This is a genomic window from Streptomyces sp. LZ34 (genome assembly GCF_053890475.1).
In genome coordinates, this window is the sequence record NZ_CM132680.1 from 8,458,174 (window position 1) to 8,472,747 (window position 14,574).

Here is a 14,574-nt window from a genome sequence, read left to right on the forward strand (position 1 = left end):
AAATCCCCCATGCCCCCAAGCCCCCAAGCCCCATGGGCGGGCGTCCCGCGTGCCCCGGATCCCCTCGGGGGTCTCCGTCCGTCCATGCTCCCCGCCGCGGCGGCCGGCTGCCAGGTGCTGCCAGTACCAGCATCGGCGGGCTCTCGTTACCCGTACCGGCCCGGCTCCAGGCTCGCTCCATGACACACACCACCCCGACCACCTCCGTGGCGCCCGGCGCGCTCGACGACACCGGTGGATCCAGTAAAGGCGATGCCACTGACAACCGGGCCCGGCGCCGGGCGCCGGGCCCCGGCCGACTGCTCGCGATCGTCCTGACCGGGCAGCTCATGGCGGTCCTCGACGTCTTCATCGTCAACGTCGCCGCCCCGACCCTCCGCGCCGATCTGCATGCCTCGGGCTCCGGGCTGCAACTGGTCGTCGCGGGCTACACGATCTCCTACGCCGTGCTGCTGATCACCGGCGCGCGGCTGGGCGCCCTGATCGGCCACCGGCAGGCGTTCCTGGCCGGGCTCACGGTCTTCACCGTCGCCTCGCTGGCCTGCGGGCTGGCCCCCGGGACCGGGGCGCTGATCGCCTTCCGGTTCGTCCAGGGCGCGGGCGCGGCGGTGATGCTGCCGCAGGTGCTCAGCCTCATCCAGCGCACTTTCACGGGCGCTTCGCGGGCCCGCGCGCTCGGGGCCTACTCCGTGGTCCTGGCCTCCGGCGCGGCCGTCGGGCAGGTCCTGGGCGGGGCGCTGGTGCAGGCGGATCTGTTCGGGGCCGGCTGGCGCCCGGTCTTCCTGGTGAATGTGCCGATCGGCCTTCTGCTGCTGGTCCTGGGGCCGCGCTGGCTGGGCGGTGCCGAGGAGCGGCCGGCGGCGGGCGCGGGCGGCGGCGCGGCGGGGCGGTCCGGGGCCCTGGATCTGGCCGGTCTGCTGCTGCTCGCGGCGGCGGTGCTGCTGTTCACCGTGCCGATGGTGCTCGGCCAGGAGCGGGGCTGGCCGCTGTGGGGCTGGGTCATGCTGGGCCTGAGCGCGGTCCTGGCGGCGGTCTTCGCGGCGTACGAGTCCCGGCTGGCCGGGCGTGGCGGGGCGCCGCTGATCTCGCCCCGGGTGGTGGGGGCGCCGGGCATGCCGCTGGCGATCGCCCGGATCGTCCTGGCGATGGCGGCCAACGGGGGCTTCCTGTTCGTGCTGACGCTGCATGTGCAGGGCGCGCTCGGCTACAGCGCCCTGCGGGCCGGCTGCACCTTCGCGCCCACGGCCGTGGCGTTCGGCCTGGCCGGCCTCAACTGGCAGCGCATTCCGGCCCGCTGGCAGCCCGTCACCGTACCGGCCGGATTCGTGCTGGCGGCCGCCTCGTTCGCCGGGGCCGGGCTGGTGCTGCGCGACGGATCGGATGGCGGTCCCTGGCTGTTCGTTGCCCTGGTGGGCATCGGGATGGGGCTCGCCCTCGCCTACAGCCCCGTGCTGACCCGGACGTTGGCGACCATCAGGCCGCAGGACGCGGCGGACGCCAGCGGGGTGCTGGTGACATCGGCTCAACTCGGCCTGCTGACCGGCGTCGCCGTCTTCGGCGCGGTCTTCCTGGGCCACGGGCCGGGCGTGGACGCCTCCGCGGACGCCCTGTGGGTGACCTGCCTGGCGCTGGCGGGCGCGGCGCTGTGCGGAGCGATTGTTGGTCTGGTGATACGTGTGAGGTATCTCCGCTGACCTGGGCGCCCTCCCATGGCAGAATCGGCGGCCGGGGGGATGGGGCGACGAGTCCGAAGGGGAGGGACAGTGGGATGCCGAGCAGCATTCTGCGGTGCCCGTCCTGCGGCTCCGGTGAGGTGGCCCAGGTCCTCGGTGACAACGGCGGTGTTTCCTACGTGTGTACGGCCTGCGGCCACAGCTGGAGCTGAGTGAGATTGGGAGCACACAGCCGGAAGTGCGACTGGTGTGGCAGCGGGACGCCGATCGTGCGCGACATGGAGCCGCTCAACCCCGACTACCAGTACTGGTGTGTGGAGTGCGCCCGGGCGCTGATCATCAAGGGCGACCCGATCGAGACGTACCGGGAGCTCGAAGGGGAGCCGATCTACGGACGGCTCCTTGACGAGCACTGCACCCTGAAGCGTTTCTACTCCTTCGCGACGGCGTAGACGGCATAAACGGCATAAAAGGGCGGCTGTGAGGGGCGCCCCGGCCCCTGGATAACCGATTTGGCAGAAGGCCGGGCGCTCCGTGTAATGTAGGCGATGCCGCCGAGGGGAACCGGGCGGAGCAGGGCCTGGGGCTATAGCTCAGTTGGTAGAGCGCTTGCATGGCATGCAAGAGGTCAGGAGTTCAATTCTCCTTAGCTCCACAGTGTGAGTGGGCGGGCCGTCCGGCGAGGACGGCCCGCCCATTGTCGTAGGCCCGGGGCGCGGGCGGCGAGTCCGGCCCGGCGGCAACCTCTGTGCGCGCCATTGGTGCCCTGCGGTAACCTGGCTCCATGCGTGCCGTACGCCTTCTGCTTAGCGGGCCGCGCTGATCAGTCCCGACCGGTGATCCACCTGGTCGGAATCGGCGCGGCGTCCCCTCCTGTGCGAGGGGTCTTTTTGTTTCAGATGCGACTGCGACGAAAAGTCGCCCGGTACCGCGGGCAGAGACGACCTGATGGAGCTTTGAGGACCATGAGCGAGACCAATGCCGCCGCCGAGGCGGCCGCGCCGCACCGCTACACCGCCGCGCTGGCCGCTGACATCGAGGCCCGCTGGCAGGACTTCTGGGACGCGAACGGCACGTACGACGCCTCCAACCCGAGCGGTGAGCTGGCCGGGGACCCGGAGGACGCGGCGCGGCCCAAGAAGTTCGTCATGGACATGTTCCCGTACCCCTCGGGTGCGGGCCTGCACGTCGGCCACCCCCTGGGCTATATCGCCACCGACGTCTACGCGCGCTTCCACCGCATGACGGGCCACAACGTCCTGCACACCCTGGGCTTCGACGCCTTCGGCCTGCCCGCCGAGCAGTACGCCGTGCAGACCGGCACCCACCCCCGGGTGAGCACCGAGGCCAACATCGGGAACATGCGGCGCCAGCTGCGCCGCCTGGGCCTGGGCCACGACCCGCGCCGCTCCTTCGCGACGATCGACCCGGACTACTACAAGTGGACCCAGTGGATCTTCCTGCAGATCTTCAACTCCTGGTACGACGAGGAGGCCGGGAAGGCGCGTCCGATCGCCACCCTGGTCGAGCAGTTCGCCTCCGGTGAGCGGGCGACCCCGGACGGGCGCCCCTGGGACGGGCTGACCGCCGCCGAGCGCGCGGATGTCCTGAGCGGCTACCGCCTGGCGTACGCCTCCGACGCGCCCGTCAACTGGTGTCCGGGCCTGGGCACCGTGCTGGCCAACGAGGAGGTCACCGCCGAGGGCCGCTCCGAGCGCGGCAACTTCCCGGTCTTCAAGGCCAACCTGCGGCAGTGGAACATGCGGATCACCGCCTACGCGGACCGGCTGCTGGAAGACCTGGAGGCGCTGGACTGGCCGGAGGCCATCAAGCTCCAGCAGCGCAACTGGATCGGGCGGAGCGAGGGCGCCCGGGTGGACTTCCCCGTGGCGGGCCACCCCGACGCCCAGATCACGATCTTCACCACCCGCCAGGACACCCTGTTCGGCGCCACCTATATGGTGCTGGCTCCCGAGCACGGCCTGGTGGACGCCATCGTCCCGGCCGCCTGGCCCGAGGGCACACACGACGTGTGGACCGGCGGCCACGACACCCCGGCCGAGGCCGTCGCCGCGTACCGGAAGCAGTCCGCCGCCAAGTCCGACGTCGAGCGGCAGGTCGAGGCCAAGGACAAGACCGGCGTCTTCACGGGCGCCTTCGCGGTCAACCCGGTCAGCGGCGACCGGGTGCCGGTCTTCATCGCCGACTATGTGCTGATGGGCTACGGCACCGGCGCGATCATGGCCGTCCCCGCGCACGACACCCGCGACTTCGCCTTCGCCCGCGCCTTCGAGCTGCCGATGCGCTGTGTCGTCGAGCCCTCGGACGATCGCGGCACCGACCCGTCCACCTGGGACGACGCCTTCGGCTCGTACGACGCGAAGATCGTCAACTCGGCGGGCGAGGACATCTCCCTGGACGGGCTCGGCGTCGTGGAGGCCAAGGCCCGGATGGCCGAGTGGCTGGCCGCCCGCGGCATCGGCGAAGGCACCGTCAACTTCCGGCTGCGCGACTGGCTGTTCAGCCGCCAGCGCTACTGGGGCGAACCCTTCCCGATCGTCTACGACGAGGACGGCGTGGCCCACCCGCTGCCCGAGTCGATGCTGCCGCTGGAGCTGCCGGAGGTCGAGGACTACTCGCCGCGCACCTTCGACCCCGACGACGCCGACACCTCCCCGGAGACCCCGCTGTCCCGGAACGAGGACTGGGTCAACGTGGTGCTGGACCTGGGCGACGGCGCCGGGCCCAAGCGGTACCGCCGCGAGACCAACACCATGCCCAACTGGGCCGGCTCCTGCTGGTACGAGCTGCGCTACCTGGACCCGCACAACGCCGAGCGGCTGGTCGACCCGGACATCGAGCGGTACTGGATGGGGCCGCGCGAGGGGCAGCCGACCGGCGGCGTCGACCTGTACGTCGGCGGCGCCGAGCACGCCGTGCTGCACCTGCTGTACGCGCGCTTCTGGTCCAAGGTGCTGTACGACCTGGGCCACATCTCCTCGGCCGAGCCGTTCCACAAGCTGTACAACCAGGGCATGATCCAGGCCTATGTCTACCGGGACAGCCGCGGCATCGCGGTCCCGGCGGCGGAGGTCGAGGAGCGGGACGGCGCGTACCACTACCAGGGCGAGAAGGTCACCCGCCTGCTGGGCAAGATGGGCAAGTCCCTGAAGAACGCCGTCACCCCGGACGAGATCTGCGCCGAGTACGGGGCCGACACGCTGCGCCTGTACGAGATGGCCATGGGGCCGCTGGACGTGTCGCGGCCCTGGGACACCCGAGCGGTGGTCGGCCAGTACCGGCTGCTGCAGCGCCTGTGGCGCAACGTGGTGGACGAGGCCACCGGCGAGGTCACCGTCGTGGACACCGAGGCGGACGAGGCGACGCTGCGCGCCCTGCACAAGGCGATCGACGGCGTGCGGCAGGACATGGTGAACCTGCGGTTCAACACCGCCATCGCCAAGATCACCGAGCTGAACAACCACGTCACCAAGGCCCGCGAGGTGCCGCGCCAGGTCGCCGAGGCCCTGGTGCTGCTGATCGCGCCGCTGGCCCCGCACATCGCCGAGGAGCTGTGGCGCACGCTGGGCCACGACACGACGGTCGTCCACGAGCCCTTCCCGGTCGCCGACCCGGCGTATGTCGTCGACGAGACCGTGACCTGCGTGGTGCAGGTCAAGGGCAAGGTCAAGGCACGGCTGGAGGTCGCGCCTTCGGTCTCCGAGGAGGAGCTGGAGAAGCTGGCGCTGGAGGACCCGGCGGTGGTGGCCGCGCTGAACGGCGCGGGGATCCGGAAGGTGATCGTACGGGCGCCGAAGCTGGTGAACATCGTCCCCGCGTGATCGCTTGCTGAGCGCTTCGGGGTCAGGGATCCCGCGTACGGGCGGGTCGGGGGGGCGTCGGGAACCCCCGACCCGCCCGTTGCGTTTACGGTGGGAGGACGACCGATGCCGCCGGCCGGTGCCGCCCGGCCCGCCCGCCGCGAAGGAGCGCGCATGGAAGCCGTTGTCTGGATCCTGCTGCTTGTCTTCCTGCTCTTCGTCTCGGCGGGGGTCTACGCGAGCGTGCGGGCGGTCAAGGCGGCCAAGCGGGGCATCGATCGCACGGTCAGCCAGGCTCGCCGCACGGTGGAGGACACCAGGCTGCGGGCCAAGCAGTTCGTGCAGCCCGGCCCGGCGGGCGAGCTCGCCGAGCTGCGCCTGTCGCTGCGCACCTCGATTCGGGCGACCCATGAGGCGCTGCGGGCGGGGGCGCCCCAAGACCCGTCGCTGTCGGAGGCATTGGGCCTGTTCGAGCGGCTCAGCGCCCATGGGCGGGAGCTGGACGAGGAGCTGAAGCGGCTGGAGCAGGAGCCCGCCAAGGGCCGCCTGAAGTCCCAGCTGCCCGAGCTCCGGGAGCGTGCGGAGCGGATCACCCGCTCCGCGGACTCGCTGCGCTGGGCGGCGCAGGACCGGGCGCAGCGCTTTGCCCGGGACGACCTGGACGCGCTGGACCGCGAGATCGAAGTCGAGGCGAGCGCGCTGCGGCACTGGGCGCCGGGGCCCGAGCCGTCCCCGGCGGCCCCCGGGTCCGCGGCAGGATCTCCGGCCGGGTCCGCAGCCGGCTCCGCTGGGCCTGCCGCGTCCGCGTCCGCGCCCGGCCCGGCGTCCTCGGCGGATCGCCCGACGGCAGGCGAGGCACCCCGGTCCATCACCGGCCCCAGCTCCAGGGGCGGGGCGGACCGCTGGTGGCAGACAGTGACCTCAACGGCTGACGCCGCGGGAACCTCAGCGGCTGACGCCGCGGGCGCGCGCCGCGAGAACACGACCTGATCATCCGGCGGGGTCGCGCTGTCCGCCCAGGCCATCCCCCGATAACCTCCCAGTCATGTCCCGCCATGTCGCGATCGTGACCGATTCCACGGCGTACCTTCCGCAGGAGGCCATGGAGCGGCACCACATCGTCTCGGTGCCGCTGACGGTGGTGCTCGAAGACCGGGCACTGGAGGAGGGGACCGAGATCTCGGCCCGGTCCCTCGCGCAGGCGTTGCAGAAGCGCAGACCGGTGACCACGTCCCGGCCCAGCCCGGGGACGTTCGCGGCCGCCTACCGCGCGGCCGCCGAGGCGGGCGCGACGGGCATCGTCTCCCTCCATCTGTCGGCCGAGTTCTCCGGCACCTACGACGCGGCCGTGCTCGCGGCTCAGGACGCGCCCGTGCCGGTGCGGGTGGTGGACAGCGGGATGGTGGCCATGGCGCTCGGCTTCTGCGCCCTGTCGGCGGCCGAGGCCGCGGAGAGCGGCGGCACGCTGGACGAGGCGGTCGCGGCCGCCGAGAAGCGGGCCGAGGGCACGGCCGCCTACTTCTACGTCGACACCCTCGACTATCTGCGCCGCGGCGGCCGCATCGGGGCGGCCCAGGCGCTGCTCGGCTCGGCCCTCGCGGTCAAGCCGCTGCTGCAACTGGACGAGGGCCGGATCGAGCTGCGGGAGAAGGTCCGCACCGCGTCCAAGGCCATCGCCCGGCTGGAGGAGATCGTGGTGGAGCGGGCCGGCCGGAGCCCCGTGGACATCGCGGTGCAGCACCTGGCCGCGGGCGAGCGGGCGGCGGCCCTCGCGGACCGGCTGCGCGACCGGGTGCCCGGGCTCCAGGAGCTGTACGTGAGCGAGGTGGGCGCGGTGATCGGCGCCCACACCGGCCCTGGTCTGCTGGGCGCGGTGGTCTCGCCGCGCTAGCGGGGCGGGGCCGGGTGCGCCCGTCCGGGTGACGGAGTTATCCACAACTCGTGGGTTATCCCCGGAAATTGGGGTGCGTCGGCGAGATCGGCCGAGGCGGCCTACCGTCAGGCGCATGGGAGCACACTCACGCACAGTAACCACCAGGCCCGGCCCGGCACGCCGACACAACCGCCGCCCGCCCTCCGGCCCGGGCCACCACCTGCTCCGCCGCCCCGGCGCCGGCACCCGCCCGGCCGCGGCCGCGTACCACCGCCACGCACGAGCGACCGCACTCTTCCGCACCGCACCACGAGTCACCGCCGCCACCCCCCAACCACCCCCGGCGGATGCCGATGCCTCCGGGAGCCGGGGTGCCCGGCGAGACACGGAGCGGGACGAGGCGAGCGAAGAACGCGCCGCTACCGATATGGACGCGGCGGACGGCGTCAAGGCGGTCGAGGCAGTCAGAACAGTTGAGGAGGCCAGGCCGGTCAAGGCGGAAGTCGGCACCGGCAACCGGGGCTTGCCGCGCCGCGACCGCCTGCGGCTCGCGCTGAAGGAGCGGCTGCCACTGTGGCTCCAGCTCCGCTGCGGCATCGAGCTGCGGACCCTGGCCGCGCTGGCCGTCGCGCTGCTCGTCGCGGCAGCCTTCGCGGCGTATCACTTCTTGACCGGCCGACCGCAGACCGTCACGGCGCCGGCCCCGGAGCCCCCTCGCACGGCGGCCTCCGAACCGGCCCCGGCTCCGTCCCCCGGGGCGGGACCCATGGCCGGGGCGGGGCCGACCCCGGGCGCCGCGAGGTCGGTCGTGGTCGATGTGTCGGGCAAGGTCCGCGACCCGGGTGTGCACCGGCTGCGCTCGGGTTCGAGGGTCGCCGACGCGCTGGAGGCGGCCGGAGGGGCCCGGCCGGGCACGGACCTCAGCGGGTTGAACCGGGCCCGTGTCCTGACGGACGGCGAGCAGATCATGGTCGGCGCGCTCCCTGCCCCGACCTCCGCCGGCAGTGGCCCCGCCGTTACGGCCGAGTCGGGCGGCACAGCGGGCGGCACAGCGGGCGGCGCGGGGCCCGCGCCCGCCGCACCGGTCAGCCTGAACTCCGCCACCGCCGACCAACTGGACACCCTTCCCGGGGTCGGACCCGTGCTGGCCCGGCACATCATCGATTACCGCACCCAGCACGGCGGTTTCCGCTCCGTCGACGAACTCCGCGAGGTCAACGGGATCGGCGACCGCCGGTTCGCCGACCTCCGCCCGCTGGTCCGCCCATGACGCCCCGACAGGCCCAGCGTGCCCGCGCCCCGGTGCACGCCGAGGCCGCCTCCCCGCGTGGAGCCTCCGCCCCACGCCAGGAGGGCCCGGCCGACCTACGCCTCGTGCCGCCCGCCCTCGCGGCCTGGCTCGCGGCGGCGCTCGCACTCGGAGCGTCCGGCCGTACGGTGGCCCTGGCCTGCGCGGGAGCCTGCCTCGCGGCAACCGCCCTCGTGTGGGCCGCCCACCGCCCTCGGGGTGCCGCCGTCCCACCGCCGCCCGACACTCCGGCCCGGGCCGCGGCCACCGTGACACCTTCCCGCGCCGGGGGAGGCGGCGCCGGGGCCGCTCCCCGACGCCTGGGGCCGTCTGCTGCCGCGTCACGGACGACATCCACGGGCACACCCAGGCGGGTTGCCCGAGGCCCGGGCATCGCCCCGCGAGCGGGACCGGTAGGTCCCGGCGAAGCGGGAGTTGGGGCCGGCCCGGGAGTTGGGGCGCGGCGGCGTGGGCTTGTGGGGAGCGTGGCCGCGGCGCTGGTGTGCGGGGCCGCGGCGGCCGCCGTCGCCTGGGCACACGGGGCGGACGTGCGGCGGGGGCCGGTGCCGTCGCTGGCCCGGGCGTACGCCGGGGCCACCGTCGAGCTGACCGTCACGGGCGACCCGCGCCTCACCCGTCCCCGGGTGCGGGGAGCCGCGCCCGCGCCCGCGTCCGTGGTGCTGGAGGCGGAGGCGACTCGTGTCGCCGCCGATCGCGGCGGCTCGGCGGCCACCACCCGCGCCCCCGTTCTCGTGATCGCCCACTCACGGCCCCGGGAGCAGGCCGCCTGGCTCCGGCTGCTGCCCTCCGCGCGCCTGCGCGTGCACGGCCGCCTTGCCCCGCCGGCACATGGCGGCGACCGCATCGCCGCCGTGGTGCGGGTCGACGGCGGCGGTTCGCCGCGGATTATCGCGGGGCCCACCGCGGCCCAGCGCGTGGCCGGGCGGCTGCGGGCCGGTTTGCGCGCCGCGACCGACGGGCTGGCCCCGGACGCGCGGGCGCTGCTCCCGGGGCTTGTCGTGGGGGACACCTCAAGGGTGCCGCCGGACCTCGACGAGGCGTTCCGGGCCGCGGACATGACGCACCTGCTGGCGGTCAGCGGAAGCAACTTGTCCGTGATCCTCGCGCTGCTGATCGGCCCGCCCCACCTCGCCGCCCGGGCCGAGCGGCGCGGCCTCGCCGCCCGGCTGGGCATCTCGCTGCGGATGACGGCGCTGCTCGGCGGGGGACTCACGCTCGGCTTCGTCATCGTCTGCAGACCCGACCCCAGCGTGCTGCGCGCCGCCGCGTGCGGGCTGATCACCTTGCTGGCCATCGCCACGGGCCGCCGCCGGTCCCTGCTGCCGGCCCTGGCCGCCGCCGTTCTGGGGCTGGTCCTCTACGACCCCTGGTTGGCGCGGAGCTACGGATTTCTGCTCTCCGTGCTGGCCACGGGCGCGCTGCTGACCCTCGCGCCGGGCCTCGGCGCCGCTCTGCGGCGGCGCGGGCTGCCGCCACGGGCCGCCGAGATGCTGGCCGCGGCCGTGGCGGCCCAGGCGGTGTGCGCGCCGGTCGTCGTGGTGCTGGCCGGGCGGGTGAGCCTGGTGGCGATCCCCTGCAATCTGTTCGCCGAGCTCGCGGTCGCCCCCGCCACGATCCTCGGCTTCGCCGCCCTCGCGGCGGCCCCGCTCGCGTTCCCGGCCGCCGAGTGGCTGGCCTGGCTGGCCGGTTGGCCGGCCGGGTGGATCGCCTCCGTGGCCCGCGCGGGCGCGGGGCTGCCCGGGGCGGAGATGGCCTGGCCGGGCGGCTGGACCGGCGGGCTGCTGCTGGCCGCCGTCACCGCGGTCGCGGTGTTCACCGGCCGCCGCCTGCTGAGGCACCGGCTGCTGTGCGCGCTCTGCGCGCTGCTTCTGTTGCTCGTGCTCATCCGCCCGGCCCCGCTGGCCCGCGTCATCTCCGGCTGGCCGCCGCCCGGTTGGCGCCTGGTGGTCTGCGACGTCGGCCAGGGCGACGCGCTGGTCCTCTCCGCCGGCCCCGGCACGGCCGTCGTCGTGGACACCGGTCCCGAGCCGCGCGCCGTCGACCGCTGCCTGCGGACGCTGGGCGTGGTGCGTATTCCGCTGCTCGTTCTCACCCACTTCCACGCCGACCATGTGGCCGGGCTGAGCGGCGCGCTGCGCGGCAGGGCGGTGGGCGCGATCGAGACGACGCCCCTGTGGGACCCGCCGGACCAGGCCGAGTCCGTGCGCCGCCGGGCCGGGGCGGCGCATATCCCGATGATCACCCCCGCGCCGGGGGAGCGCCGCCGGGTCGGCTCCCTGTCCTGGGAGGTGCTGTGGCCGCCGCCCACGGCCGTATCGACTGCGGAAGGTCCGGACACGGCCGTGCCGCCCACGGAGGGAGCGGGCGCAACCGTGCCGCCCGTGGAGGGGCCGAACGACGCGAGCGTCACCCTCCTGGTCCGCACGGCGGGCCTGACCTTCCTCCTTCTGGGCGATCTCGAACCGCCCGCACAGAGCGCCCTGTTGGCCGCCCACCCCGCGCTGCCCGAGGTGGACGTCCTCAAGGTCGCCCACCACGGCTCCGCCTACCAGGACCCGCGCTTGCTCCGCCGCGTGAGCCCCCGCCTCGCGCTGATCAGCTGTGGCGCGGACAACCCGTACGGCCACCCGTCGCCCCAAACCGTCACCGCCCTCCGTGCGCAGGGTGCGGCCGTCCTGCGCACCGACTCCGCCGGCCCGATCGCGATCACCGGCCCGGACCTGCGGGCGGCCATCCGATGACGTGGCGCGCAGGCGCGTCCGGCACGGGCACGCGCAGCCACTCGGCCCCCGGGGCTATTCGGCCTCCAGCCATCCCTCGTACTCGGCCGCGAACGCGTCCAGCGCCGTCGGATCCAGCGCCCCGGCCGGGTCCTCCACGACCACCAGCCACTGCGCGTCCTCCGCGTCGTCCTCACCCGCCAGCGCGTCCCGGATCAGATGGGGTTCCTCGGCGACGCCGAAGCGGTCGGCCAGGCCCTCGGCCACCTCCTGCGCCGCGTCACGGTCGGGCAGCACCAGGACATGTCGTACGGGGTCGGAGCGTGCGTCGGTCACTGGATCATTGTCGGGTATCCGGGAAGCGGGGCTGTCGGGGTTGTCGGCGGGGCGTGGGATGCTGGACGGCGATGGCCAGGAAGACGACGACCGACGATCCGCTCGCCCCCGTGACCCTTGCCGTGGGCCAGGAGGACCTGCTGCTCGACCGTGCCGTGCAGCAGGTCGTGGCGGCGGCCCGGGCCTCCGACCCGGACACCGATGTGCGCGACCTCACGCCGGACGCGCTACAGCCCGGCACGCTTGCCGAGCTGACGAGCCCCTCCCTGTTCGCCGAGCGCAAGGTCGTGGTGGTGCGCAACGCACAGGATCTGTCGGCGGACACGATCAAGGACGTGAAGGGGTATCTGAGTGCCCCCGCCGAGGAGATCACCCTTGTCCTGCTGCACGCCGGCGGTGCCAAGGGCAAGGGGCTGCTCGACGCCGCCCGCAAGGCGGGCGCGCGCGAGGTCGCGTGCCCGAAGATGACCAAGCCGGCCGACCGGCTGGCCTTTGTGCGGGCGGAGTTCCGGGCCACCGGGCGGTCCGCCACGCCGGAGGCGTGCCAGGCGCTGGTCGACGCCATCGGTAGCGATCTGCGCGAGCTGGCGAGTGCCTGCGCGCAGCTCGTCGCCGATGTCGAGGGCACGATCGACGAGGCCGTCGTCGCCCGCTACTACACGGGCCGCGCCGAGGCGTCCAGCTTCACCGTCGCCGACCGCGCGGTCGAAGGGCGCACCGCCGAGGCCCTGGAGGCGCTGCGCTGGGCCATGGCCACGGGCGTGGCGCCGGTGCTGATCACCAGCGCCCTCGCCCAGGGCGTGCGCGCCATCGGCAAGCTGGCCTCAGCGCCGCGTGGCGCGCGCCCCGGCGACCTGGCGCGCGAGCTCGGCATGCCGCCCTGGAAGATCGACCGGGTGCGGCAGCAGATGCGCGGGTGGTCGGCGGACGGCGTGGCGGTGGCGCTGCGCGCGGTGGCCGACGCCGACGCGGGGGTCAAGGGCGGCGGTGACGACCCGGAGTACGCGCTGGAGAAGGCGGTGGTCACCATCGCCCGTGCCGCCCGCGCGGGCCGTTAGACCCCGTTGGGCCCGGCGCCGTTGGGCCCGGCGCCGTGGACCCGCCCGGGAGCGGCCCGTCAGGGCCGCTTCGGGCCGTCTACTTCTGAAGCTTCTCCAGCGTCCCCTTCGCGCTCTTCTTGAGCATTTCGGTGATCTCGGAGTTGCTCTTGACCGAGTTGCCCGACGAGCTCGACGCGTACTGCGACCACGTCGTCTGATACGTCATCCAGCCGTCGCGCACCCCGAGGATCACATAGGCGCTGGTGTTGCTGGTGCCCTCGTACTCCTGGGCCACCACGTACGCCTCGTCGCCGACGCCGCTGACCTTGGACACCTTGTAGTGGGTGGAGGAGGTCTTCTGGTTCTTGTACGACATGTAGGTCGCCTTGAACTCGGGCGTCGGGTCCGTCTTCCGGTGCAGATACGCCGTCGTGTAGAGCCAGGCGGAGGAGTAGTCACCGCTGGACGAGGAGCTGGGCTCGTAGTCGACGTTGCACGTCATGGAGTCCATGGCCGGGTCTTCCGAGCTGCTGTGCTGCGGATTGGTCCCGCTGGTCGCCTCCTTCTCCTTGAAGGAGGCGTCCTGGATGGGGGAGAAGTCGCTGGAGGTGCACAGGTTGCCGGCGTACTGGTAGCTCCCCAGGTCGGCCTTCTTCTCGGCGCTCCCGAAGCCGCCGGTCGAGAACACGACCCCGGCCCACACCGCCGAGGCGACGACCGCCCCGCCCAGGGCCCACAGCCAGCCCTTGCCGCGGCCGCCGGGGCCGCCCGGGCCGGCGGGCGGCATCGGGGGCTGGGTGCCCATCGGGCCGTATCCGCCCCCGGGCGCCGTCTCGGGCGTGGACCAGCCACCGGCCCCGGGAGGCCCGGGAGGACCAGGGGGCATCGCGGTGACGGCGGGCATGGCGGGCATCGTCGGCTGCGCGTACGGATACGGCGACTGCTGGGGCGACTGTCCCTGCTGCGGGCCTTGCGCGTAGGGGTTCGGCTGCGGGGCCGGAGCGCCGGGCTGAGGTGGCTGGGGCTGCTGGGGCGGCCCGTACGGGTTGGGAGACTCCCCCGGTATCGACATGACGTGAACATACCCGATTAAAGGCAAAAGCCCCACGCTGCCCTGGGGAAAGGGCGAGCGTGGGGCCTTCGCTTGAAGCCGAGTGCGCCGCACCCGCGTGGCGAACGCAGGCCGCGTGCGGCGCGGTGCCGCAGTCATTGCTGTCGGCTGCCGGCGCGGAGCGGGTGAGAGGGACCGCTTGTGTCCGTACCGGCAGGGTGGGGCGGTAGCCCCTGGGGTCAGCGCGGTGGCCCCGAGGATCAGCCCTGGAGGCCGGCGACCTGGCTGGCCAGGGCCGACTTCTTGTTGGCGGCGTTGTTCTTGTGGAGGACGCCCTTGCTGACGGCCTTGTCCAGCTTCCGGGACGCGACGCGGGCGGCGGCGGTGGCCTTCTCGACGTCACCGGCGGCGACGGCCTCGCGGGTCCGACGGATCGCGGTCTTCAGCTCGGACTTGACGGACTTGTTGCGCAGGCGCGCCTTCTCGTTCGTCTTGTTCCGCTTGATCTGGGACTTGATGTTCGCCACGTAAAGAGCCTTCGCAGGTTCGTTGGATTTCGCTGTTTCGTTTCGCATCCGGTGTCGCGCGCGATAAGAGGGGCGCGAGACACAGTCGGCCAGGTTACCAGTAGGCTTCACGGCCGCCCAAACCAAGACCTGGGGGCGTCGGAACAGGGCCCGAATCCGTACCGAATCCGTACCGAACCCGGCACGGTCGCCAGGCATGGGACCATGGACTGAACTGACAACAC

The 14,574-nt window shown here is 73.5% G+C and carries 12 protein-coding genes and 1 tRNA gene; 10 read left to right on the top strand and 3 right to left on the bottom strand.

Going from position 1 to position 14,574, the window contains the following annotated elements; all coding sequences use genetic code 11:
• Positions 1–179 precede the first annotated feature (179 nt).
• The 9 genes from ACWY4P_RS35625 (at position 180) to ACWY4P_RS35665 (ending at position 11,417) form a co-directional block, all read left to right on the top strand.
• On the top strand, positions 180–1,694 hold the full coding sequence (locus tag ACWY4P_RS35625) for an MFS transporter (RefSeq protein ID WP_456204660.1): 1,515 nt from the start codon (positions 180–182) through the stop codon (positions 1,692–1,694).
• Positions 1,691–1,885: a hypothetical protein gene (locus ACWY4P_RS35630; protein ID WP_456213168.1), complete on the top strand. Its 195-nt coding sequence runs from the start codon at positions 1,691–1,693 to the stop codon at positions 1,883–1,885. Before ACWY4P_RS35625 ends, ACWY4P_RS35630 begins: the two co-directional genes overlap by 4 nt.
• 6 nt (positions 1,886–1,891) lie before the next feature.
• Positions 1,892–2,125: a hypothetical protein gene (locus ACWY4P_RS35635; RefSeq protein WP_065959277.1), complete on the top strand. Its 234-nt coding sequence runs from the start codon at positions 1,892–1,894 to the stop codon at positions 2,123–2,125.
• A gap of 130 nt (positions 2,126–2,255) precedes the next feature.
• Positions 2,256–2,328, top strand: a tRNA-Ala gene (locus ACWY4P_RS35640).
• A 310-nt stretch (positions 2,329–2,638) separates the two neighbouring features.
• Positions 2,639–5,515 carry a leucine--tRNA ligase gene (gene leuS, locus ACWY4P_RS35645; RefSeq protein ID WP_456204661.1) on the top strand — a complete coding sequence of 959 codons (2,877 nt, stop codon included), beginning with the start codon at positions 2,639–2,641 and terminating at the stop codon, positions 5,513–5,515.
• A gap of 153 nt (positions 5,516–5,668) precedes the next feature.
• A complete protein-coding gene (locus ACWY4P_RS35650) occupies positions 5,669–6,484 on the top strand; it encodes a hypothetical protein (RefSeq protein WP_456204662.1) in 816 nt (271 codons plus the stop codon).
• A gap of 55 nt (positions 6,485–6,539) precedes the next feature.
• On the top strand, positions 6,540–7,385 hold the full coding sequence (locus ACWY4P_RS35655) for a DegV family protein (RefSeq protein ID WP_456204663.1): 846 nt from the start codon (positions 6,540–6,542) through the stop codon (positions 7,383–7,385).
• A 115-nt stretch (positions 7,386–7,500) separates the two neighbouring features.
• The gene (locus tag ACWY4P_RS35660; RefSeq protein WP_456204664.1) at positions 7,501–8,637 is read left to right on the top strand and encodes a helix-hairpin-helix domain-containing protein; all 1,137 of its coding nucleotides are present in this window, start codon (positions 7,501–7,503) and stop codon (positions 8,635–8,637) included.
• Positions 8,634–11,417 carry a ComEC/Rec2 family competence protein gene (locus ACWY4P_RS35665; protein WP_456204665.1) on the top strand — a complete coding sequence of 928 codons (2,784 nt, stop codon included), beginning with the start codon at positions 8,634–8,636 and terminating at the stop codon, positions 11,415–11,417. The genes ACWY4P_RS35660 and ACWY4P_RS35665 overlap by 4 nt, the downstream gene beginning before the upstream one ends.
• Before the next feature lie 54 nt (positions 11,418–11,471).
• Here the strand turns inward: ACWY4P_RS35665 and ACWY4P_RS35670 are convergent, their stop codons facing one another.
• Entirely contained in the window at positions 11,472–11,750 is a 279-nt protein-coding gene (locus tag ACWY4P_RS35670) for a hypothetical protein (protein ID WP_456213169.1), read from the bottom strand.
• A gap of 53 nt (positions 11,751–11,803) precedes the next feature.
• On the opposite strand from ACWY4P_RS35670, the gene holA reads away from it, so the two are divergent.
• Positions 11,804–12,790 carry a DNA polymerase III subunit delta gene (gene holA, locus ACWY4P_RS35675; RefSeq protein ID WP_456204666.1) on the top strand — a complete coding sequence of 329 codons (987 nt, stop codon included), beginning with the start codon at positions 11,804–11,806 and terminating at the stop codon, positions 12,788–12,790.
• Between the two features lie 79 nt (positions 12,791–12,869).
• On the opposite strand, the gene ACWY4P_RS35680 is transcribed toward holA, so the two are convergent.
• Complete coding sequence (locus tag ACWY4P_RS35680; protein ID WP_456204667.1) at positions 12,870–13,844, bottom strand: hypothetical protein; 975 nt, start codon at positions 13,842–13,844, stop codon at positions 12,870–12,872.
• Positions 13,845–14,083: 239 nt separating this feature from the next.
• Positions 14,084–14,350 (bottom strand): 30S ribosomal protein S20, encoded by a 267-nt coding sequence (gene rpsT / locus ACWY4P_RS35685; protein WP_089506760.1) that lies wholly within the window; start codon positions 14,348–14,350, stop codon positions 14,084–14,086.
• Positions 14,351–14,574 lie beyond the last annotated feature (224 nt).

Bases quoted from the DNA above. Each gene is read 5' to 3' on its own strand.
- holA (WP_456204666.1), top strand. From the start codon at position 11,804: ATGGCCAGGAAGACGACGACCGACGATCCGCTCGCCCCCGTGACCCTT.
- ACWY4P_RS35665 (WP_456204665.1), top strand. From the start codon at position 8,634: ATGACGCCCCGACAGGCCCAGCGTGCCCGCGCCCCGGTGCACGCCGAG.
- ACWY4P_RS35660 (WP_456204664.1), top strand. From the start codon at position 7,501: ATGGGAGCACACTCACGCACAGTAACCACCAGGCCCGGCCCGGCACGC.
- ACWY4P_RS35655 (WP_456204663.1), top strand. From the start codon at position 6,540: ATGTCCCGCCATGTCGCGATCGTGACCGATTCCACGGCGTACCTTCCG.
- ACWY4P_RS35650 (WP_456204662.1), top strand. From the start codon at position 5,669: ATGGAAGCCGTTGTCTGGATCCTGCTGCTTGTCTTCCTGCTCTTCGTC.
- ACWY4P_RS35625 (WP_456204660.1), top strand. From the start codon at position 180: ATGACACACACCACCCCGACCACCTCCGTGGCGCCCGGCGCGCTCGAC.
- ACWY4P_RS35680 (WP_456204667.1), bottom strand. From the start codon at position 13,844: ATGTCGATACCGGGGGAGTCTCCCAACCCGTACGGGCCGCCCCAGCAG.
- leuS (WP_456204661.1), top strand. From the start codon at position 2,639: ATGAGCGAGACCAATGCCGCCGCCGAGGCGGCCGCGCCGCACCGCTAC.